Here is a 22240-nt window from a genome sequence, read left to right on the forward strand (position 1 = left end):
AAAAGGGGGATTAGTGAATAGCCAAGATAGCCAACAGCCGGCGGTTAACCCGTACGAAGAGATTGCGAAAAACGCTCATGGCGAGAGCGGAGGGATCGATCCCGATCTATTGCCCTATCTGGTGGAAGCCGATCGGCAAGAACGTATCGATTTGTCGATCAGCGATAACTCCGCAGAGCAGCAAGATAGTGAGCGCCTACGGGAAGTATTGCAGGCGGGCGGGATAGTTTTACCCCAGGAGATCTCAGATCCTGAAGCCGCAGAAAATGCCGAAAGTGGGCGTGACAGTTCCGAACCTGCAATGGCAGCGGATTCGCCGACTTCTGATGAATCCTTGCAAGCGGATTTTGAGGTGGCTCAGGTATATGCCCAGATACTCAATCGGCGCCCCGAACATAATATTTCGCCAACTAAGGCACGGATCGAGCGCGCCCTCGACTATCTATCTGACCCGCAGCTGTCCTATCCCAGTTTGCATATTGCCGGTACTAACGGGAAAACCTCTACTGCGCGGATCGCTGACAGTCTCTTAAGTGCCCAGGGTCTGCGGGTTGGACGTTTTACCTCTCCGCACCTAGTTAGCGTGCGAGAGAGAATATCGATTGACGGGGAACCGATCAGCCCCCAGGCATTCTTGCAAGCCAATCAAGACGTGGAACCGATTATCGCCCTCGCTGATAAAGAGGGCGAAAGCGCCGGGCAAGGTCGTCTTTCTTTCTTTGAATATTTAACCGCCTTAGCGTTCCAAGCTTTTGCTTCCGCCCCTATCGACGTGGGCGTAATTGAAGTGGGGATGGGGGGACGCTGGGATTCTACCAATGTCCTCGAATCTGCAGTGCAGGTGATCTGTCCAATTTCTTTTGATCATGAACAATGGCTAGGGGATACGCTTGCGCAGATCGCCCGGGAAAAAGCGGGGATTATTCGACCGGGTGCCACCGTTATTTGCGCCCCGCAAGCCGAGGAAGCGCTCCAGGTGATTAGGCAGGCTTGCCACGAAAAAGACGCTACCTTGCGCCTATATGGCGAGGACTTCCTCGTTAGAGAGCAGAAAATGGCGGTTGGGGGACAGGTATTTACCCTGACCACGCCGGCAGCCAGCTATCAAGATCTCTATTTACCGCTCTTTGGTAGTCATCAGGCAGTAAACGCTGCCCTGGCAATAACAGCCGTAGAGGCGCTGGGGGCAGGCAAAGTACTTTCCGAGGAAGTGTTGGCAGCCGGCCTTGACGCGGCGCGTTCTCCCGGGCGCCTGGAGGTATTGGGAGGCTCTCCTACGGTTATCGTAGATGCGGCGCATAATCCGGCAGGGGCAGTGGCGCTGCGGTCGGGGATTGAGGACGCGTTCGGATTCCAAAAAGTAGTGGGCGTTTTCTCGGCGATGGGCGATAAAAATGTGGAAGGTATCCTCGCGGAAATGGAGCCGTTGCTAGATGCAGTGGTGACTTTGCCGATGGAGGGAGAGCGCGCCATGGAACCGGTGGAACTGGCGAAAATCGCGGGAGAAGTCTTTGGTGCCGAACAGGCTTTTGCGGCTCCTAACCTTTTAGACGCGCTAGATCAGGCGGTCTCGTTAACCGAAGAAGGAAATCTCCCGGCTGATGCGGTCGGGATCGTAATCTTCGGTTCGGTAGTTTTGGCGGGGCAAGCTCGCCAGTTACTCTCCTCCCGGATAAAATCGGAGAATACTTCTCATTGAGGTGGGATATACACAAGTAGTACGCAATCTCTGAATAAATGTGAAAAGATATTTAAGTGACTTTAACCGTAGCAATCGACGCCTATATGCTTGCAGAAGCTAACCTGGTGGGTTGGGCATGGGCGATTGACCAAGAGAATTGGGCGTGCGGATACGTGGAGGATTCCGCATCGATAACGCAAGCCCAATTTAGAGCGGTTTTTTCTTTTGTACGTCGCTGTAATCAGGTTAATGAACCGCTGGTTATTTTCACTTCTTCCGAATATGTGGCGGCAGTGCTGCAAACTTGGCGGCATAAATGGCGCAGTAACGACTGGCAAAAACTTGATGGGATGCCGGTTACTGATCTTTCTATTATCCGCAATATTGATCATTTTCTGGAAGGTAAATCTTTGCAGGTTGCCTGTGCAGGCTCTAAAGAACAAGCATTGCTGACGCAGGCACATATTTACGCGCGCGAAGTGGTTTATGCCCACCGTGACGGAAAAGAAGTAAATCTAGGTCCGGGGATTAGCCCAGACCTGCTTAGCGGGCGGCGCCAGCCAAACCTCGAGAAAATAGTGGCAGACCAAGCGCGTAGGCCGCAGATTAAGAAGAATATTCCCGATAACGTAACCAAGCTTCCCCGCACCAATCAGAGCACGCAGACGGTAACTTCCTGGCGGGAAGGCCCTAACTCGGGGCCAGTCGGCGTTGGGGGATTAGGGTCTCCCGCGCGGGGAGCCGCCGCCAATTTACGGGCTATCACCCAGGTAGTAAGAGACGAGGATCTGCGTTTTCAAAAATACTGTGCCAGTGCAGATCGGGTGAAAATTAGAGAATTGATGCATCCGGATTTTATGTCGATCGGGGAACTGGGGGTTCCTATTTCCCGAACCGAGGCCGCGGCTCTCCTGGCAGAAGCTCCGCCTTCGCCTTCTGAGGTGGAAGTACGCGAGCTGGGTCCCCACACTGCACAGGTTATCTATTTTGATTCCGATTCGGTGCAGTCCTGGATTTGGATTCGTTACCAAAACAATCAGGCACGCCTGATTTTTCAGCAGATTACCAAGCGACCCTCCGATATTTTTGGAATCTAACTGCTGTTAGTGTTTGGAGATTTCCCGTCTTTTATGGGGGTTAAATAACCTTGCCAATAATCATGCCGGTTATTGTATTTTCGGATAATGTCCGTTTTTACAGAAAATGACGGTATAAAAATGTTCTTTGGCTCCGGGAAACCGGAGCCAAAGAACATTATCAGGAGTATTAACTTTTAGCTAGTTAGAGATCCTAGAGCCCAACCTCGGCAGAGAAGTCTCCTTCTTCCAGGCGCTTCTTTACCGTAGTCAGGTAACGAGCTGCATCCGCGCCGTCGATTAGACGATGATCATAAGATAGCGCCAGATATACCAGGGAACGCACTGCAATAGTGTCGTTTCCTTCAGAATCTTTCACTACCATTGGCCGGCGTACAATCGTGCCTAGTCCTAAAATGGCTTCCTCCGGGTAGTTAACTACCGGAGTATCGAAGAGGGCGCCACGCGAACCAGTATTGGTAATCGAGAAGGTGCCGCCAGACATTTCATCAATACTGATAGAACCGTCGCGAACCTTCGCGGCCAACTCGTTGATCCTGCGGGCAATAGCCGCAATCGTCAGATCACCACAGTTCTTAATAACCGGCACCATCAGACCCTTCTCAGAGTCCACCGCGATACCTACATTCTCGTGATCAAAATAGGTGACCTCGTTGGTTTCGTCATTTACCCGCGAGTTGATCTTCGGATGCGCCTTCAGGGCTTCCACTGCCGCTTTCACAAAGAAGGGCAAGAAGGACAACTTGGTGCCTTCTCGCTGCGCGAAAGAGTCTTTCGCCCGCGCCCGCAGATTCGCGATCCGGGTAACGTCCACCTCGACCACCGTAGTCAGCTGCGCGGTAGAGGCCAGCGAATTCATCATGTGCTTGGCGATAGTCTGACGCATCCGAGATAGCTTCTCGGTCTTGCCCCGTTCTTGCGCCGGCTCGATCGGAGCTAGCGGAGCTGCAGGTGTTTCCGGAGCTGCAGCCGGTGCCGCTTGCGGTTTTTGCGCAGCTGCCAGCACGTCCTCGCGCCGGATCCGTCCGCCTACGCCACTGCCTTTAAGGGTGGAAATATCTACCCCTTTTTCGCGCGCTAGCTTGCGTACGATCGGAGTTACGTAACCGCCACTTACCTGTGCTGCTGCCTGCGGTTTTTCGTCCGGCTGCGAGGAGGCAGCTGGAGGAGTTGGAGCGGGAGGCGCCTTAGGAGCCTCTGGAGCTTGCGGAGCCGGCGGTGCTGCCGGTGGTTTCGGCGCGGCTGGGGCTTGCTCAGCTTTGGGCGCTGGGGGAGCCCCAGGAGCTGACGGAGCTGCGGGAAGATTATCGGAGGGTGGTACCACCTGTCCTTGGGCTGTCATCGTACCGGGATAACCCGTATGTACCTGCGGGTATGCCCACTGTACTACGTGATGGTCGCCTTCGCGTTTGATTGAAGACGGAATACCCGCGCCCGGTAGTTCTTCCAGATTGTCTGGTAGGGAGGGAGCCGGGGGAGCCGCCGGCACCTGAGGGGCAGCAGGAGCCTCGGGGGTGGGGGAGGCAGCCGGGGCAGCGCTTTCGCTGCTTTGCGCCGGAGCCGCAGCGCTATCGCCTACGCGGCAAAGCACGGTGCCCACATCTACGGTTTCATCCTCTTGTACCAAAATTTCAGTGACTACCCCAGCGATCGGGGAAGGTACTTCCGAATCCACTTTGTCAGTAGACACTTCCAGTAAGGGCTCGTCCACCTCTACTTGGTCGCCTACTTTCTTCAGCCAGCGAGAAACGGTGCCCTCGGTTACCGATTCGCCTAGAGCCGGCATTTCCACGGCTTGTCCGCCACCTGCCGGGGCAGAGCCACCTGCCGGGGTTTCCGGCATCGGGGGAGTCGCCGGGATAGAGGGAGCGGGAGTGTCTTGTGTCTGAGGTGTTGGCGAGTTAGCAGGGGCATCCGAGCCAACTTCGCTTGCTTCACCTACCCGGCAAACTACCGTGCCTACGTCTACGGTTTCGTCTTCTTCCACCAAAATTTCGGTGATTACTCCCGCGATGGGAGAGGGAACTTCAGAGTCAACCTTGTCGGTGGAAACCTCCAGTAACGGTTCATCTACCGCTACTTGGTCGCCAACCTTCTTTAACCAGCGAGAAACCGTACCTTCGGTTACCGATTCGCCCAGAGCGGGCATCTCAATATCTTGTGCCATATTATTAATCTACCTTTCTGGACCCTAGGAATGTAAGGGTTTGCCGGCAAGAGCCATTCCGGCTTCACCAATTGCTTCGTCTTGGGTGGGGTGGGTGTGCACTAAGGCCGCCAAGTCTTCCGGGAAGGCTTCCCAGTTGACCATTAATTGGCCTTCCCCAACCAGTTCGCCGACCCGTTTGCCGAGGGCGTGGAAGCCTACGATCGGGCCGTCTTTTTGCGCCACCAGTTTAATGATTCCCCCAGTTCCTAGAATCTGGGATTTGCCGTTGCCTGCCAGATTGTATTCGGTGACTTTAACTTGGTCTTTGCCGAACTTTTCTTCCGCTTGCGTCTGGGTTAAACCAACCGAAGCGATCTCGGGCTCGCAGAAAGTAACCCGCGGAATATTGGGTTCTACCAAGGGTTGAGGATCCAGGCCCCCTAAGTATTCGGCGAGGAAAATGCCTTGCGCGAAACCACGATGCGCCAGTTGCAGACCGGGAACAATATCGCCTACGGCATATACCCCGGGAACATTAGTCATCAAGTGCTCATCTACCGGGATGAAACCGCGATCAATATTTACCCCGATTTCTTCAAATCCCATGTTTTGGGTGCGCGGACCGCGTCCCACCGCTACGAGTAGTACGTCGGCATCATAGGTATCGCCGGACTGGGTTTTAACTTGCACCGAGTTACCAGTTTGGGTAACTGAATCGAACATGGTGCCGGTCTTGAAGGCAATGCCGCGGCTACGGAATGCACGCTCTAGACCTTTAGAAATGGAGGCGTCCTCGTTATTCGCAAGGTGAGGTAGCCCTTCAATCACGGTTACCTCGGTGCCCAAGGAAGCCCACAGGCTCGCGAACTCGATTCCGATAACTCCGCCGCCGAGCACGACTGCCTTGTTGGGAACCCAATCAAGTTGTAGAGCCTGATCGGAAGTGATCACTCGTCCCTCGATTTCCAGACCAGGAAGGGACTTCGAATAAGAGCCGGTAGCTAGTACCAGATTTTTCCCTTGGTAAGTCTGATCGCCAACCTGTACGGTGTTGGGGCTGATGACGCGACCCCAACCTTGTATGTAGTCGATCTTGCGGGATTTCACCAGACCCTGTAGTCCCTTATGGAGGCGAGAAATGGTCTTGTCCCGGAAGCGACCCACCTCGTTCATATCAACGCCGTCAAAGGTGGCTTTTACGCCCAGGCGAGAGGCTTCTTTGATAGCATCCACGGTTTCTGCCACGTGCAACATTGCCTTGGTGGGGATACAGCCTCGGTGGAGGCAGGTGCCACCCACTTTGTCCCCCTCGATAAGGGCGACTTTCATGCCCAGTTGGGAAGCGCGCAAGGCGGTAGCGTATCCGCCGCTGCCCGCGCCCAAAACTACAATGTCATAGGTGCTAGTCATTGTGATGTTCTCCTTGATAAAAGCACGGCTATGTCTGGCCATGACCGGGCGAGGCCAGAACCTTTAGTAATGGTTCATGCTTGCCGGCACACTTACAGACACCTGCAAACATTGTTTCATTTTTGACCGGTAAACGCACGGTGAATAACGCTCTTTCTCAAGACGGCGAAAAAATGTGAAGGAGAATACAATATTTTTTTCTGAGCTTGGGGTGAGAGTGGGGGTGCCTGCAACTAGTGCGGGTAAAATCTAAAGACACCTACCGCAAAAATTCGGAGAAGATATTGTCAGCATCTGAGTCTGCGCAACAGTCCCATAAAGATCCGCGCACCGCCTCTTGGGGAGCCGGGCGCATCTTTATGGCACTCTTAGTGGTGTTTGCGGTGGTTGCGTTGTTCCACGAGTTTTCCACCCTGCCGGCCTCTGGGTCGGCCGGTTATGGACTGGCTATGTTGTCGCTGGCGAATGTGGCGCACTGGATTGTTTTATCGATCGCGGTGATTCATAACGGACGGCGGATGCGCTTGCTGGCCTGGACGCTCACTGGGGTCGAAGCTTTGCTGCTGGTGTTATTTGCTTATGTCTTTTCGTCCGCGCATTTAGATAGCGCGCAGCTGCTGTATAACTGGGGGCAGGCATACTATTATTTACCCGCGATTTTAACGGCGCTGACTTTGCTCTGGCTGATAGTATCGTCGCCGCTGCGCCCCGGGAACGGTAATTAAACTAAATTCGGGTAAGCGTTCTGCCTCAGAGCTTCATACAGGCCGATAGAAGCGGAAATAGTTAGGTTCAATGAACGCAAATGCGGCACCATCGGGATTCGCACCAGGTCAGCTATCCGAGGATGTGCCATGACTTCCTCGGGGAGCCCGGTAGGTTCGGGGCCAAATAGTAATCCATCCTCACTTCCGTAGGAGGTCTCTTGGAAGTGCAATTTGGCGTGACCGGTAAAAGCATGGATTTTTCCGGGTATATCGGCGAGGGCGTCCTCTAGATTAGGGTGCACTTTCACATGTGCCAGGTCGTGGTAGTCTAGTCCCGCGCGCTTGAGCTTCGTGTCGTCCATATCGAAACAAAGTGGTTCTACCAGATGTAATAGGGTTCCGGTGCAGGCGGATAAGCGGATAGCAGCTCCGGTATTTCCCGGAATCCGCGGCTCGAAATAGATCAAATGCAACACGCCCTCGATTCTATTGCCTTTTCGCAATTGCTAAATAATTCCGGGGAGGTTATCGGTTAGTGATTTTGCTGCCTGAGCGGGGCTATTCACGTAGCCTAGAGGCAAAAGCACTGAACGTATTGGAGGAATCATGGATCTTAACTCACGCCCGCTAGCTCTGGACCCTTACCAGGCGCTGCCACAGCTTCCCACTTTTACTTTGAGTTCTACCGATATGACGGCAGGAGGGCAGATGCCGACCGCGCAGCTAGCGGCGGGGGAGAACCTGTCTCCGCAGCTTTCTTGGAGCGGTTTCCCCAAAGAAACCAAGTCTTTCCTGCTTACTTGCTTTGATCCTGATGCCCCTACGCCTTCCGGGTTTTGGCACTGGTTGATTACGGACATTCCGGCGGAGATGACTTCCCTGCCGACTGGCGCGGGCAGCAGTGACTTAGAGCTTGAGGGCGCGGCGTTCCATTTGCGCAACGATGGGGGCGGCTGGTCATATATGGGGGCAGCTCCGCCGAAGGGGGATCGTCCTCACCGCTATATTTTTGCCGTTCACGCCCTGGATACGGAAACTTTGGAACTGGATGAGGACGCGTCGGCGGCAGCTGCTAACTTCCAGGCGCTCTTCCATTCCTTGGCGAGAGCCACCCTCGAGGTCACCTACCAGAACAAGTAGGGGACGTAACGGGCAGTTCAATCCTTCACTGCTTGTTCGAAGCTACTGTAGCGTGGGTAGTTCTCGGGATGCGCCTTCATTTCCTCGTATTCTCGCAAGGCAGCCAGGGTCTGGGTATTAGGGATATCTCGCGATATTTGAAATGGGATTGCTTGATCTCGCACGGTTTGCCGCAAGAATATGGTGACCGCAGTAGTTAGATCCATTCCCAGATCTTTAAGTAAAAGCTGTGCGGAGCGCTTGAGGTCGGCATCTAAGTTGATGTTGGTACTAACTTTAGTCATCGTTACCCCTCCTCTTCTGTTATTAATACTAGAAATACTGGGGTGAAAGATCAATGGTTATGTGCGTATTATATGTCTAATACGCACATATTTAGTGATTTTGGAGCTGTTTTGCGGTCTTGTAATCTTTCAAATAACGCAGGGTAAGGAACAACAGCATTAAGCCGATAAATGCAAAGATGCCGATGGCGAAAGCATACCAGGCATTGAAATCTTCGAATCCAGATAGAGAACATACCCATATCAACATGGCGCTTTCCCCGAAACAGGTTAATGCCAACACCGCGATTAGGATGCCTGAAATCAGAACTTTTTGGGGATCTTGCTGTATCTTGTCACGAATCTTTTTGGTTTTATCGCTGTAGTCATCAGGGATTTGAAAACCAGGTGTGGCTAGGGCTTTTTCAATTTCGGCGCTGGCATAATCAGCTTTCCCCTTAAGCTGTTTAATAATCGGGTACTCAATGGCGATAAGAACGAATAAGAAGCCGTCAAAAATCGATACTTCGATTCCCAAACCGGCAATTAAAACTCCGATGAATGCGAGCGCGAATATGGCCATAAAAACCAGAAATATTTTCAAACATACTGCATAGATTTTGCTGTCACGTTTTAACTGAGTTAACAGGAACTGTTCGCGTTGCATAATTATCCCCGATGATTTTAGAGAGCAATAATAGTTCTTACGGTCACGATACCACCAGCGGTGCAGCTTGAGATAAACGAAGAAAGCAAGGGGCTCGGTGCGTTATATTGCACCGAGCCACTTACTTTGGGATGTCTGGATGGGGAAGTAGCCCCCCGCTCAGACTAAGCCGTTAGTCACGACGACTCCGACGTCTGGCAACAGCCAGTACCAAACCGGCACCGATCATCCCCATACCCACGTATGCTGTCTTCGCCACATCGGCGCCAGTTCGCGCTAGCGAGTCTGCAGAGCTTCTAGTATAGGTGGGGTTCTTAGACTTATACGAGCCTTTTGTAACCTGCTTAGTCTTACCTGGTTTACTGGGGTTATTTGAGGGATTATCCCCCGGATTAACCGGCTCAACTGGCTTGTCAGAGGGTTTGTCGGACGGATCAGTCGGATCTGTAGGATCGCTCGGATCAGTGGGATCAGTCGGATCTGTCGGATCGGTCGGAACCTCGCAGACACACTTCGTACCTACGCGGACTTTACGATTCTGTGGATCCTTTATGACCTTTTCCGAGACTTCAGGATCGCCTACCGGCTCGCCATTCTCCAGCTGCCAGGTCTTGGTGATCTCCTTTTCTCCCAGTTCACCAGCTTGATCCTCAACCATCTTGCCAGCTTCTAGATTCGGGTCGTACTCGATGATTGTTTCGTACGGAATCTGTTCCTTGTGCGTATCCGTCAGCTCGGTTTTAGTCTTGTTCGGACCAACTTCCACGATGTGTTTAACTGGATCGCTAATCTTCTCGGAAGATTCCTCCTTGGAGAGCTGCCCATTTTCGGTCTTCACCGTGACAGTGTGCTTGATCTCGCCCTGTTTGCCTTCCTGGATGACTTTCTTTTCGCCAGGTTTCAGTTCAGGGTTGACACGCACCTCTACCTCGAACGGGGTCTTTTCCGTCCACTCAACCGTGTCAGAAGCCGGCGGGCACTTGGTGCCTACGCGGATGATCTGATCTTTTGGATCCTTGGTACGCTCAGTGGTCACGGTCGGGTCGCCGTCCAGCTTTCCGTCCTTGATCTTCTGAGTTGAAGTTACCAGGTCGGTGCCCAGCTCGCCCTGCTGGTCAACCACCTGCTTACCCTTTTCCAAGGTGTCATCAAAGACGATCTTGGTCTCGAACGGAACCGGCTTTTCTACCGTAGTCACCACTTCGGTGTCCGCGGGTGCCGGACCGTACTCAATGATCTCCTTGACCGGATCCTTGGTCTGCTTCTCCTCGGGCGTGACGGTTGCGTCGTTGCCCTTGGAAGCGAAGTCCGCAGTGTAGGTCTTCTCGCCTGGCACGCCTTTTTGGACGATCTTGATCTCACCCGGCTTGAGCTTCGGATTCGGGCGGGTCTCAACCTCGAACGGAACCTGAGCAGTCCAGGTAACCTGCTCAGAGGTCTCGGACGGCTTGGTGCCGACGAGGACGACCTCGTTGACCGGATCCTTGGTGCGTTCCCAAGAGCCGTCCTTGTTCATCTTCTCGCTGCCCGGCTTACCCTCGGTCTCTACCTTGTAGGTTCCAGCAGGGATGGTGGCGTCGTACTTGTACTCGACATCGAAGGGCACTTCGTGTGTCGGAACATCAACGACGTTAACCACGGCTTTAGTGATGTCGATGGATCCGTCTTCGTATGTTACGGTGACCGGAATCTCGATCTGATCGCCCGGTTTCGCATCTGCGGGAGAAGTTGCGGTGATCTGACCATTATCGTCAATACTGACGGTCCAACCGGCAGGAAGATCTCCCAGCTTGTACGGATTGTTCTCAGCAACCTTAATATCCTTAGGCTTTTCAAGAGTCACCGGGAGAGTCGCACTATCGCCGGGGTACACCGTTTCTACCGGGTACGAGGGCTCGGCCTCCCAGTTATTCATCAACTTCACTACGGTGGTGACCGGGGTGTCGGTGGTCAAGTCTCCGGGAGCGTCCACGGTGACCGTAATGGTCTTCTTATCACCTGGTTTGGCATCTGCCGGTGGGGTAGCGGTGACCTCACCGGTGTTCGGGTCAATCTGGTACTTCCAGCCGTCAACTGTTTTATTGGTAATCGGCGAGCCGTCCTCGTTCTTCCCAAAGGAGTACGTGGAGCCTTTCGGAGCTCCCTCAACCTGGTGCTTTACCGCCTGGTTCGGGCCAGTCACCTGGACGTTATATTCCGCCTTCAGGTCACCCTTAATAACAACGACCGTACCAGTCACCTTTTGTGGCTTGAACTTATTCCCATCCTTGTAGTGCGCGATAACCGGAACATCTAGCTGATCGCCTTCCTCCGCGTCACTTGGGATGGTAGTGGTGATTTCACCTGTGTTCTCGTTGATAGTAACGGTCCACTCATTACCGTCTTTATCTTTTAGAAGAGTTTCGGTTTGACCATTCTCAAAGGTGTAGCTATCTGGAGCCTCGTCAGTAGTGTTACCACTAAGACCACGTTCGGGGATAGTCGGCAGCAAGCTGACCTTTGCATTCGGCTTACCGGTTACCGTGTCATAATCAGGGATCTTGATTTCCGCGAAGGCCTGGAACTGAACCTCAATTTCATCGGTGGTCTGATCCGGGTAGGTGGCCTTAACTTTCGGAGTGATAATGGTACCTGGGGCGACACTATCGTCTGCCTTGGCAGTGACCTTGCCGGTATTGTCGATCGTGACGGTCCAGCCTTCTGGCACACTATCCGGGTCAATCTCGAACTTTGCGGGAGGGACAGGCAAATGCCCCTTCATAATCGACTTAGTTAGGATCTGTGCAGATATTTCCTCATTCACTTTGCCTTTAGATAAGCCCGGGCGTACGAGGTCAGTGACCTGGGTGTTGTTTGGGTCAACAACTACCAGCAGTTGCAGCTCGTCCGTGGAGCCGTTTGAGTACTCCACGATGACCGTCGGGCGGGCAAAGGTGCCCGGTTTCGGGTTTTCCGGGGCGGTTACGGTGACGTTATAGTCCTCGTCAATCTCAACGGTCCAACCCTCGTAGACGTACTTCTCGTCCAACTTGACTTTAGCCTCGAAGCCGCCGTCTCCCTTTTTCTTTGCCAGATCCTTGATCAAGTCAGCAGTCTGAGTAAAGGTCACCTTCTGGGGCGCAGTTGCCAGCGGGCCGGTAGCGCTATCAACGCCGGAGATAATCGAGGCATCGGTCTTGTCATACTGCGGGTTGTGATACTCCGTATCATCCAGAGAGAATGACTTCGAGTCGATAACGTTCGCCTTGCTGTAGCGATCCAGCGAATTCGAGCTGTCGAAGGTCTTGCCTTCTTCGCCGATGTTGTTTTCAACGGCATTCTGGAGCTGATCCACGGTACGCGGCTTTGCCAGCACCGCGAAATGCACGTTCTTGTCGTCCTTTAGACCCGTGCCACGGTACTCCGGCCAGGTGAAGTAGATGTCACCGGTCGTTTCGTCGATACGCAGGTTCTGCGTACCACCGGAGGCTGCTGGGTCTGTGGTGCCGATGAACTGGCCGTTGCCGTCGTAGACTTCCACGACCATGCGGGACATCGAGTCATCCGTGCCACCGTTCTGCACAGCAGGAATGTTGACGGTACCGACCTTGGTTTCCTCACCAGGGATGATCACGTGCTTCTCGAAAGACTCCCACGACACCGTAATCGGGTTACATTCGATGTTCTCGCTCGGCCACGGGTTTACAGTAGCGCCGAATGCCGAGCTGGAACCTTGCGTGGCATAGAGGTTGCCAGTATGATCCTTCTTGTAGTTGCCCTGCCAGGCGTAACGAACGGGATTGTCGGCAGTGGCCGAAGCGAACTGCCCGACCTTCTCCTCAGTCAGTTCTGCGTAGATATTCAGGTTTCGTAGCGCGCGAAAACCATCAATGACGATGCTCTCGTCAGCCTTGTGAGTGACGCTCTTGCCAAGGAAGGTCTGGCCGGCCTCCATGGAAGGCACCTCGCCGGTATTCAAGAGTGTGCCAAGGTTCCCCGTATTGATGAAGGACCAATCGGCAAATGTGCGGTCCTTCGAGTTATCAAAGGAGACGCTCAGACCCCACAGGGTTTTCGAGGGGCTGGTAGCACTGGGCTCCATGGTATTCCAGGTAAAACCGGCCTGGCTACCCTCCGGCTCGCTGCTTTCAACCACGCACGAACCTGCCGGCAGGTCGGAAGCTTTTTGATCGCCTTTCTCAACCGCACCGGATTTATCACGGATACCGCCGGAGAGCTCTGCTGCAGCAGCGGATTGAGGTGACATGAAGCTTGGGGCTGTCACTAAGGTGCCCGCCGCTAAAGCCAAAGCCGATAAAGCCGCAATAGAGGAACGCGAAAAACGCTTCCGCACTCCGGGCTTACTTAAGGAATACATCAATCAGTCCTTCCTAAAGATTTCACGTTATGTGCACGGGTCGTCTGCTAGTGCCCGCAAATTTAGGACTTATAAAACACTCTTTATATTAAAGCTTCTCATGATTAAATGCAATATGATTTACCTCTAAAAATACCGGAGAAGTATCCCTTACCGGCAGGTATAACTTTAGTGACCCGCCCAGCCAGTAGTGCTTTTGTCGTTACCACAGCCGTTCGATTTTTCTATTAGTGATAATCGCAGAAAGTGCGCTGCGGGCAGTCTTTGCGTGGCGGTAACTAGGATACGCTTCAGCCTCGCTAGACTATTAACGAGTTTATTACCTAGGGGGTTCTAGTGGCGGCATCAGATCAACGCGCTAATCTGCATCGGACGATTTGGCGGGTGGCCAATGATTTGCGTGGCAGCGTAGATGGTTGGGATTTCAAAGCCTACGTGTTGGGAATGTTGTTTTACCGTTTCATTTCGGAACACATCACTAATTGGGTAAATAAGATACAGGCCGAGGGCGGGGAAGAGGGTTTCAACTACGCCCAAATAGATGATGAGCAGGCAGAAACCGCCCGGGAATATATGGTGAACACCCTGGGGTTTTTCATCCCGCCCTCAGAATTGTTTAAAAACGTGCGCCGAGCCGCGCCTCGTGACCAAAACTTAAACGAGACTTTAGCGTCCGTATTTGCCGATATTGAGGCTTCGGCTATCGGTTCTTCCTCGGAAGAAGACCTTAAAGGGCTATTTGATGACGTCAATACCAATAGTCCCCGTTTGGGGAACTCGATCGCGGAACGAAACGCCAAGCTGGTCAAACTGCTTGAAGCTATCGGCGACTTGGAGCTGGGTGACTACCAGGATGCCGATATTGATACTTTCGGTGATGCCTACGAATATTTGATGACTATGTATGCCTCGTCGGCTGGAAAATCTGGGGGCGAGTTCTTCACTCCCCAAGATGTTTCGGAACTGATAGCCCGGCTGACGGTGCTCGGCAAAACCCGGGTAGGTAGGGTTTATGACCCTGCCTGTGGATCCGGCTCCCTACTGTTGAAGTTCGCGAAAGTATTAGGGCGCGAAAATGTGGAGGAGGGTTTCTTCGGGCAAGAAATTAACCTCACCACCTATAACCTGTGCCGGATCAATATGTTCTTGCATGGGGTGAATTTTTCTAAATTCGATATTGCCTTAGGCAATACCCTTACGGAACCGGCGCATTGGGATGATGAACCTTTCGAAGCGATTGTTTCTAACCCGCCCTATTCCACTAAATGGATAGGCGCGGATTCGCCGACTTTAATGAATGATGAACGTTTTTCACCTGCCGGGGTGCTAGCTCCTAAGGGTAAGGCGGATCTGGCGTTCACGATGCATATTTTGTCTTGGCTGGCCGTTGACGGCACGGCCGCGATTGTCCAGTTCCCCGGGGTGCTTTATCGCGGGGGAGCGGAAAAGAAGATCCGCAAATATCTGGTGGATGGCAACTATGTGGATGCGGTTATCCAATTGCCGGTGGATTTGTTCTTCGGTACTTCTATCGGCACCTGCGTGCTGGTGCTAAAGAAGTCGAAGAAAGATTCGAATGTGCTGTTTATTGATGCTTCCGAGCTGTTTGAACGCTCGGGGACTAAGAACCAGATTACCGAGCCTTTCCGTGACCAGATTCTTGATGCCTACGGGAAACGGGAAAATCAGGATCACTTTGCGCAGCTGGTTTCGATAGAAGATATTGCCGAGGCCGACTACAACCTTTCGGTATCCAGTTACGTAGAACCCAAGGACACTCGGGAAAAGATTGATATTCACCAGCTCAATCAAGACATTGCCGGCATCGTGGAGCGCCAAGCCAAGCTACGGGAAGCCATCGATACCATTGTCGCTGACCTGGAGGGCGCTTCCAGCGAGGCAACCGCATGAGCTGCATAGACGACCTAATCGAGCAATGTTGTCCCAACGGGGTGGAATTTATAGTTTTGCAGGAGTTGTTCAATACTAGAAACGGTTATACGCCTTCAAGGAAAAATCCCGAATATTGGGAAAATGGAACAGTTCCCTGGTTTAGGTTGGCTGACATTAGAGGTAGCGACAGAATTCTCACTGAAGCGATTGAAAATGTATCTCCGTCGGCCGTAAAAAACAGTGGCTTATTCCCTGCGGGTACCATAATCATTTCAACATTAGCTACTATTGGCGAACATGCATTAATGAAAGTCCCCGGTTTATGTAATCAGCAGCTAACAGCCCTAACTTTACGCGAAAAATATGCCGCTCTTTTTAATATTAAGTTTTTGTTTTATTACACCTTTGTTCTAGCTGACTGGTGTAAGAAAAATACAATGAATTCCAGCTTTGCCTCTGTGGATATGAGGCAATTTAAACGTTTCAAATTCCCCATGCCGCCGCTGGAAGTGCAAGATGAAATCGTACGGATTCTAGATTCTTTCACCAAGCTAGAAGCGGAGCTAGAAGCGGAGCTAGAAGCTCGTCGCAAGCAGTACGAGTACTACCGCGACTCGCTTCTCAGTTTTGAGAACATGAATAACCGCGTGGGGGGCGTAGCTAGACTAATATCTTTACGAGATGTATAGAGTTATTCGGTGGAAAAAATATCCGCATCTTTAACTGACAACAATTCATATGTCGGTGTCGATAATCTGATAGCGAATAAGCGTGGCAAAAAACCATCAGACTACGCTCCCAATACCAGTAAGCTATCTAAGTTCTATCCTGGCGATATTCTCATAGGCAATATACGCCCATATCTACGAAAGATTTGGCAAAGCAACCTTGCCGGTGGTGCTAGTGGTGACGTATTAGTAATTTCTATAAAAGATGAAAAACAAAAAGAGATTACCTCAAGATTTCTTTATCATGTTCTAGCTTCTGAAGATTTCTTTGAATATAACAATAGGTTTGCCAAAGGTGCGAAAATGCCGCGTGGGGATAAGAAAGCAATAATGGATTATAAATTTTCGCTTCCTCGTCTCTCGGAGCAGCAACGCATTGTGCAGATCCTCGACAAGTTCGACGCTTTGGTAAACGATCTTTCTTCGGGTTTACCGGCGGAGATTGCGGCTCGGCGTAAACAGTACGAGTATTACCGCGACCGGCTACTGACTTTCACTCCCGCAAAGTAAATGCGCGATTTGGGTCGCGGCCGGTAAAAGATACGAGAGGGGCTTGACCTGCGTAGCAGGTCACGGGGTCCCCGGAGTGCTTTTACCGAGCCAGACCCGCAAGCGGTAGGCGATAATAACGCTTGGGCGGGAGGAAAAATCTCTCCCCCGGTCATACCAGGTAGGGAAAGCTTTTGCCTCGTGCGGACTTACTAGGCGCATTAGGCTCGCAGGGCGAGCTTCGGCTAGGTAACACAAATTTAAAGCACCAGCGCCACTAAGATAGAAACAGTTACCAACTCCAGTTGTTTCCAGGAGACTTCATGAACACCTATTTACCGATTGCCACCAGTGAAGATGCTACGGTAGTCGCCACCTACGAGCCGGAAGAACGCAAAGAAAAGGCGTATCAGAGCGAAGCCGCCCTCGAAAAAGCGTTAATCGAACAACTCCAGCGGCAACAATACGAGTATTTACCGATAAAAGATGCCTTCGCCCTCGAAAATAATTTGCGCCGCAGCCTGGAAGACTTAAACGAGGTTTCTTTTAGTGAACGCGAGTGGGAGCGTTTCTTTAAATCCGAGTTGGCGAATCCTTCCCGCAGGATTTTAGAAAAAACTGCGATTATCCAAGCTAGTCCCGCTGCCCTGGTTTTAGAGCGGGATGACGGCACTCAAAAGAATATTCACTTGCTGGATAAGGTTAATATTCACCGTAACCGTCTGCAGGTGATTAACCAGTATGAAACTGAGGGCATTCACCATAACCGTTACGACGTAACTATCCTGGTAAACGGGTTTCCTCTGGTGCATATCGAACTAAAACGGCGGGGAGTGCAGCTGCGGGAAGCTTTTAACCAGATTAACCGCTATCAGCGGGACAGTTTTTGGGCAGGCAATGGATTATTCGAATATGTGCAATTATTTGTGATTTCCAACGGGACTTACACGAAATATTATGCGAACACTACCAGAAAGCAGCATGTGGAAGAGCAGGCGAAGTCAGGTAAGCGGGGGAGTGCAGCCAGTTTTGAGTTCACTTCTTGGTGGACTGATGCGCGTAACCGTCACATTACGGAGCTCATGGATTTTGCAAAGACTTTCCTGTCCGGGCGCACTTTACTCAATGTGATCACGAAATATTGTGTGTTTACTACCGAGAAGAACCTGATGGTGTTGCGTCCTTACCAGATTGTGGCGGCCGAGAGGATTATTAACCGGGTACAGATCGCGACCAATTATAAGAAGCTGGGCACTATTGAGGCCGGCGGCTATATTTGGCACACCACTGGCAGCGGGAAAACTCTCACCAGTTTTAAGACCGCGCAGCTGGTTACCCAGGTGGAGGGGGTGGATAAGGTTCTGTTTGTGGTTGACCGCAAAGACCTGGATCATCAAACCAAGAAAGAATATGAGGCTTTCCAAAAAGGAGCGGTTAACTCTAATCGGTCTACCCGGCAGCTTGCTGCGCAATTGGCGAACGATAAAGCCAAGATCGTGATTACTACTATCCAAAAGCTAGCTAATTTTGTGCGCGCTAATAGCCAACACAAAATCTATGACAGCCATATTGTCATTATTTTCGATGAATGCCACCGCAGCCAGTTTGGGGATATGCATCAGGCGATAAAGCGGGCATTTCGTAACTATCACCTGTTTGGTTTCACCGGCACTCCGCTGTTTAACGAAAATAAGGCTACGGGTTCTTCGCTGGCGATCCGCACGACTGCGCAAGTTTTTGGTGACCGCCTGCATTCTTACACCATTACCGATGCGATCAGTGACCAAAACGTGTTGCCGTTTCGTATTGACTACGTGAACACCCTTAAACCTCGGGAGGGGATTAGGGAAGAGGAAGTGCTCGCGATTGCTACCGAGGAGGCTTTGCTGGATCCGCGCAGGATTCGGGAAGTGGTCTCTTATGTGCTGGCTCATTTTGATCAAAAAACTAAACGGAACTCTTACTATTCCTTGAAAGGTAAACGGGTGCGGGGGTTTAACTCTATTTTTGCCGCCGCCTCCGTTAAAGCCGCTAAAGCCTACTACCTAGAGTTTGCGCGACAGCAAAGCGAGCTTGCTGCCGATAAACGCCTAAAAATCGCCACTATTTTTACCTATGCCCCGAACTCGGATGACTATAGCGACGGGCTGCTGCCGGAAGAAGATTTCGATACCGGGGCTTTAGAACTCCCTGACCGCGAGTTTTTAGAGGCTGCGATTAGAGACTATAACCAAATGTTTGGGAGTAGTTTCGATACCTCGGCAGATAGTTTTGGTGCCTACTATGAGGACGTGTCCGAGAAGATGCGTAACCGCCAGCTAGATATGCTGCTGGTAGTCAACATGTTCCTAACTGGTTTTGATGCGAAAACCCTCAACACGTTGTGGGTGGATAAGCATATGCATCACCACGGGTTGTTGCAGGCTTATTCGCGTACTAACCGCATTTTGAACTCGGTGAAAGCTTACGGAAATATTGTTTCCTTTAGGAATCTGGAGAAAGAAACGTCCGAGGCTATCGCCCTCTTCGGTAATAAAGAAGCTGAGGGGATTACGGTACTTAAGCCTTTCGGGGTTTATTTTGATGCCTATTTGGAAAAACTTGACCAGTTGTCGCGCTGGGAGCCAGGTGAGCTAATTATTGGGGAGGCCGAGCAAGACCTGTTTATAAAAACTTTCGGGGAACTGTTGCGGTTGCGAAATATTCTGTCTGCTTTCGATGAATTTGAGGAAAAAGATCCGCTCAGTCCGCGTGACCTACAAGACTATCAGTCAGAATATATTGAGCTTTACCGGCAGCGGCGTGCCGAATCTGAGGGGGAACGTAAACGGATCAATGATGATTTGACCTTTGAAATCGAGTTGATCAAGCAGGTCGAAGTAAATGTTGACTACATTTTGATGCTGGTAGAAAAATACCGTGACCAGCACGCTGAGCAGAGCCGCCAGGAAGTGCGGGAAGATATTCGCCGCGCAGTTAAATCCAGTCCTACCTTCCAGAATAAGCTGGATCTGATTGAACGGTTCGTGGATTCGGTTTCTGCCACTAGCGGTGAGATTGATGAAGAGTGGAAAGCCTTCCTAACTGATCAAAAAGCTATCGAGCTTGCAGGAATTGTCAAGGAAGAAAATCTGAAGCAACCTGAAACCGAGCGGTTCATTAACGCCATGTTTAGGCGGGGACATCTGGAAACCTCTGGATCCGATATTGACCAGATTTTACCGCGCGGATCCCTGTTCGCTACGGGTGCTGATAGCCGGATTGAACGCAAGAATCGGGTAATTGAAAAACTGAAAACCTTCTTTGATCGTTTCCATACCCTCGGATAGTTTTGGGCTAATGCCCATAATTTTGACCAGGTTCTATGAAGAGCAGCGTTGAGCGGCTTTCAAAAAATAAGGGGCATACTCCGGGCGGCGGTGACTAGAATGCGCGCCAAACTCGCTAGGCGTTAGTTGCTAACGTCCAGCCCGCAAGCGGTATCTGAGCTTATAACGCGGTTGCTAAGGTGCTAGTTAAACTTTGGATGAGGAGCATAAGGTCGTATAAAAAGATTTCGCCTCCCGGCATTAGCCGGGAGGCGAAATACAGGTTGCTAATTGGTTACTTGAACCTGCGGGCGGTTAGCGCACCGCCTGCAAGGAGCAGTAGAGCGGAGATGCCGAGTAGGGAAGCGACCTCAGCACCAGTCGATGCCAGCTTCTTCATAGGCTGAGAAGCTTGCTTATTCTTAGGCTGAGCCGGCTTACAGGCTGGGGCCATTGCAGTATCTTGGCTGTCCCAGGTCCACTCAGTTACCGCGTCTTCAGCAAAGAAGTAACCGTCCAATGCGGAGGCCTTAACTTGTACCTTCGAGTTGTACGGGTAGATGTAATTGCCATCCTGGTTAGCTTTCAGCTCCACGCCGTTTGCAGTAACCGTGTAGGAAACGCCTTCGGTCTTCTGAATCGTCACGTAAGGTTTGATGGTGCAAGAAGCAGGATCATCAGCAGAAGGATTAATCAGCTTAGGAGCAGCCGGAGTTGCCAACTGTTCAGCTGGATCTATCGTGCATGGCTTAGGAGCAACATTGAACTCCCACTCGGTGTCGCCTTTAACTTCGATCTTGCCCTTGAAATCCTGCTTCAATAGGGCTGCTACCGAAACTTTGGTTCCCTCGGTAACGGTTTCGTAATCAAAGTACTTGGACTCGGGAAGCTGTACCGTACCCTCAACCCCGCACTTATCTGCCTCTACTAGCGTGGGGGCCTCGGGAGTCATTGTGCGGACAGCTGAGCTTACCTTCACGACCCAGCCATCAATGTCATTACCTTCAACGCTTTCAACGCGGAAGAGCTTAGCTTGTTCAGGATCGTCAATCGAAGCGGTCAACTGGTACCACCGGTAACGTCCCGTGTAGCCAGAGAACATGTCCAGGCTATTACCAATTGAAGCGCGAGTAATAGGAGTATCTTCACGGTTCTTCGGAGTGACTTCGGCAGAAGGCCTATGAGCAGCCTTATCGGCGAAAACATACTTGTTTGCCGCCGGGTCGCCACCGTTGGTTATAAGCGGCTTGTAGATTTTTTCGCCATCTTCGGTAACCGGGTCATCGGCCTTATACTGCGACACTCCGATAGTGATTGTGGGTGCCTTGCCCTCGGGAACCTTACCAAGATAGGTTTCCCCATCCCACTCGCCTTTAACCAACTCAAACTTGAAATCTGTGTTGGCCTGCTGGTTCATGGCGAGCTTTTCAACGCCATTGCTATAGCCGGTTGAAAAAGAGAACTGGCTGTGTCCGTACTTACCGTCGCGATACTGGTAACAGTCCTGAACGCCGATCTTGTCAACACCCTCGTACTTGGGTTTATTGAGATCCACGTTGAGGGGAATTTTTTCATCTTTGCCAACGGTGAGGTTGAGCATCGGCCACTCGTAGTCAAGTAGGCTGCCGGTTGGCTTACCATCTTTAAACTCGTAGACCTCGCAATAAAGGAGCATGTCAACTTTGGTGCCTTCCAGCTTAGGGTCGTACCGTTTGACCTTGTCGCTCCAAGTAACATCGAAGGTCTTGACGTTGCTACCGTCGTCAACACTGTTTGCTGCTACAGCGGAAACAGCGCCCCCCAGTGTCAGGGCCGCCACGCCTGCAAAAGCAGCCGTGGTACGCAACCAATTCTTCATTATTCCTCCTGCTTGTAATGAGATACCCATAACGAGTGTATCAAGGTAATTTCCCAGCCGGTACTTGTGTATTGCTAACCCCACAGCAACCGCTTACGGGGATGCGGCGGATCCATCGCAGTTGCCATCACGCCAGTTCTTTCCGCGAAGCCATCGAAACCGCTGTCAGTTTCGGAGGGGACAGCGCTACCTACGCCGCCCTGACCGGGACAGTTGCGGGTGCCGCCTACGGAGAAAAGGCGATCCCTGCTGAATGGTTAGCCAAGCTGAAAGGCTGCTACTACCTCGAAAAAGTAGCTGAACGTTTCCAGCAAATAGATCGCCGCTTCTATCCCGGGTAGACCGATAAGTGCGCGGTCTGTGGCCGCGCCTAACCACCCAGTCTAGATCCATAGTGGTCGCGCAGCTTCGGGAACATTCTTAAAGTCCGGGTGGGTCCCCGGAGGCATTAGTGCAAACATCTTCCGGATTCGTATGCCGTCTTCTGCTTGAA

Annotated in this window: 16 protein-coding genes; 9 read left to right on the plus strand and 7 right to left on the minus strand. The window is 51.7% G+C overall.

What is annotated here, in order from left to right; all coding sequences use genetic code 11:
* The first annotated feature begins 13 nt into the window (after positions 1–13).
* Together RDM26_RS00400 and RDM26_RS00405 are read left to right on the plus strand one after the other, a co-directional pair.
* Positions 14–1699, plus strand: a complete 1686-nt coding sequence (locus RDM26_RS00400; protein WP_307737104.1) for a glutamate ligase domain-containing protein — start codon at positions 14–16, stop codon at positions 1697–1699.
* A gap of 56 nt (positions 1700–1755) precedes the next feature.
* Complete coding sequence (locus RDM26_RS00405; protein ID WP_307737105.1) at positions 1756–2778, plus strand: RNase H family protein; 1023 nt, start codon at positions 1756–1758, stop codon at positions 2776–2778.
* 193 nt (positions 2779–2971) lie between these two features.
* Here RDM26_RS00405 and sucB read toward each other — a convergent pair whose 3' ends face one another.
* Together sucB and lpdA are read right to left on the minus strand one after the other, a co-directional pair.
* Positions 2972–4945: a 2-oxoglutarate dehydrogenase, E2 component, dihydrolipoamide succinyltransferase gene (gene sucB, locus RDM26_RS00410; RefSeq protein ID WP_307737106.1), complete on the minus strand. Its 1974-nt coding sequence runs from the start codon at positions 4943–4945 to the stop codon at positions 2972–2974.
* A gap of 24 nt (positions 4946–4969) precedes the next feature.
* Positions 4970–6337: a dihydrolipoyl dehydrogenase gene (gene lpdA / locus RDM26_RS00415; RefSeq protein WP_307737107.1), complete on the minus strand. Its 1368-nt coding sequence runs from the start codon at positions 6335–6337 to the stop codon at positions 4970–4972.
* A 284-nt stretch (positions 6338–6621) separates the two neighbouring features.
* On the opposite strand from lpdA, the gene RDM26_RS00420 reads away from it, so the two are divergent.
* Entirely contained in the window at positions 6622–7062 is a 441-nt protein-coding gene (locus RDM26_RS00420; RefSeq protein WP_307737108.1) for a hypothetical protein, read from the plus strand.
* On the opposite strand, the gene RDM26_RS00425 is transcribed toward RDM26_RS00420, so the two are convergent.
* Positions 7059–7520, minus strand: a complete 462-nt coding sequence (locus RDM26_RS00425) for a TrmH family RNA methyltransferase (protein WP_307737121.1) — start codon at positions 7518–7520, stop codon at positions 7059–7061. The two genes, RDM26_RS00420 and RDM26_RS00425, sit on opposite strands and share 4 nt — an antisense overlap.
* Before the next feature lie 130 nt (positions 7521–7650).
* On the opposite strand from RDM26_RS00425, the gene RDM26_RS00430 reads away from it, so the two are divergent.
* Complete coding sequence (locus tag RDM26_RS00430; protein WP_307737109.1) at positions 7651–8184, plus strand: YbhB/YbcL family Raf kinase inhibitor-like protein; 534 nt, start codon at positions 7651–7653, stop codon at positions 8182–8184.
* 17 nt (positions 8185–8201) lie between these two features.
* On the opposite strand, the gene RDM26_RS00435 is transcribed toward RDM26_RS00430, so the two are convergent.
* The 3 genes from RDM26_RS00435 to RDM26_RS00445 form a co-directional block, all read right to left on the minus strand.
* Positions 8202–8468, minus strand: a complete 267-nt coding sequence (locus RDM26_RS00435; RefSeq protein ID WP_307737110.1) for a type II toxin-antitoxin system RelB/DinJ family antitoxin — start codon at positions 8466–8468, stop codon at positions 8202–8204.
* Between the two features lie 91 nt (positions 8469–8559).
* Positions 8560–9114 carry a hypothetical protein gene (locus RDM26_RS00440; protein WP_307737111.1) on the minus strand — a complete coding sequence of 185 codons (555 nt, stop codon included), beginning with the start codon at positions 9112–9114 and terminating at the stop codon, positions 8560–8562.
* Between the two features lie 172 nt (positions 9115–9286).
* Positions 9287–13447, minus strand: coding sequence for a G5 domain-containing protein (locus RDM26_RS00445; protein ID WP_307737112.1), 4161 nt, complete (start codon positions 13445–13447; stop codon positions 9287–9289).
* A gap of 360 nt (positions 13448–13807) precedes the next feature.
* On the opposite strand from RDM26_RS00445, the gene RDM26_RS00450 reads away from it, so the two are divergent.
* The 4 genes from RDM26_RS00450 to RDM26_RS00465 all read left to right on the plus strand — a co-directional run bounded on the left by RDM26_RS00450 (position 13808) and on the right by RDM26_RS00465 (position 19910).
* Positions 13808–15382: a type I restriction-modification system subunit M gene (locus RDM26_RS00450; protein ID WP_307737113.1), complete on the plus strand. Its 1575-nt coding sequence runs from the start codon at positions 13808–13810 to the stop codon at positions 15380–15382.
* Positions 15379–16053, plus strand: coding sequence for a restriction endonuclease subunit S (locus RDM26_RS00455; RefSeq protein WP_307737114.1), 675 nt, complete (start codon positions 15379–15381; stop codon positions 16051–16053). The genes RDM26_RS00450 and RDM26_RS00455 overlap by 4 nt, the downstream gene beginning before the upstream one ends.
* Positions 16054–16062: 9 nt before the next feature.
* Positions 16063–16602, plus strand: a complete 540-nt coding sequence (locus tag RDM26_RS00460) for a restriction endonuclease subunit S (RefSeq protein WP_307737115.1) — start codon at positions 16063–16065, stop codon at positions 16600–16602.
* 302 nt (positions 16603–16904) lie between these two features.
* Positions 16905–19910, plus strand: a complete 3006-nt coding sequence (locus RDM26_RS00465; protein WP_307737116.1) for an HsdR family type I site-specific deoxyribonuclease — start codon at positions 16905–16907, stop codon at positions 19908–19910.
* A 274-nt stretch (positions 19911–20184) separates the two neighbouring features.
* Here RDM26_RS00465 and RDM26_RS00470 read toward each other — a convergent pair whose 3' ends face one another.
* On the minus strand, positions 20185–21747 hold the full coding sequence (locus RDM26_RS00470) for a hypothetical protein (protein ID WP_307737117.1): 1563 nt from the start codon (positions 21745–21747) through the stop codon (positions 20185–20187).
* Between the two features lie 35 nt (positions 21748–21782).
* Between RDM26_RS00470 and RDM26_RS00475 the strand changes: the two genes are divergently transcribed.
* Positions 21783–22088, plus strand: a complete 306-nt coding sequence (locus RDM26_RS00475) for an ADP-ribosylglycohydrolase family protein (RefSeq protein WP_307737118.1) — start codon at positions 21783–21785, stop codon at positions 22086–22088.
* Positions 22089–22240: the final 152 nt, after the last annotated feature.

Origin of the sequence: uncultured Varibaculum sp., assembly GCF_902489465.1 — a bacterium.
Lineage (GTDB): Bacteria > Actinomycetota > Actinomycetes > Actinomycetales > Actinomycetaceae > Varibaculum.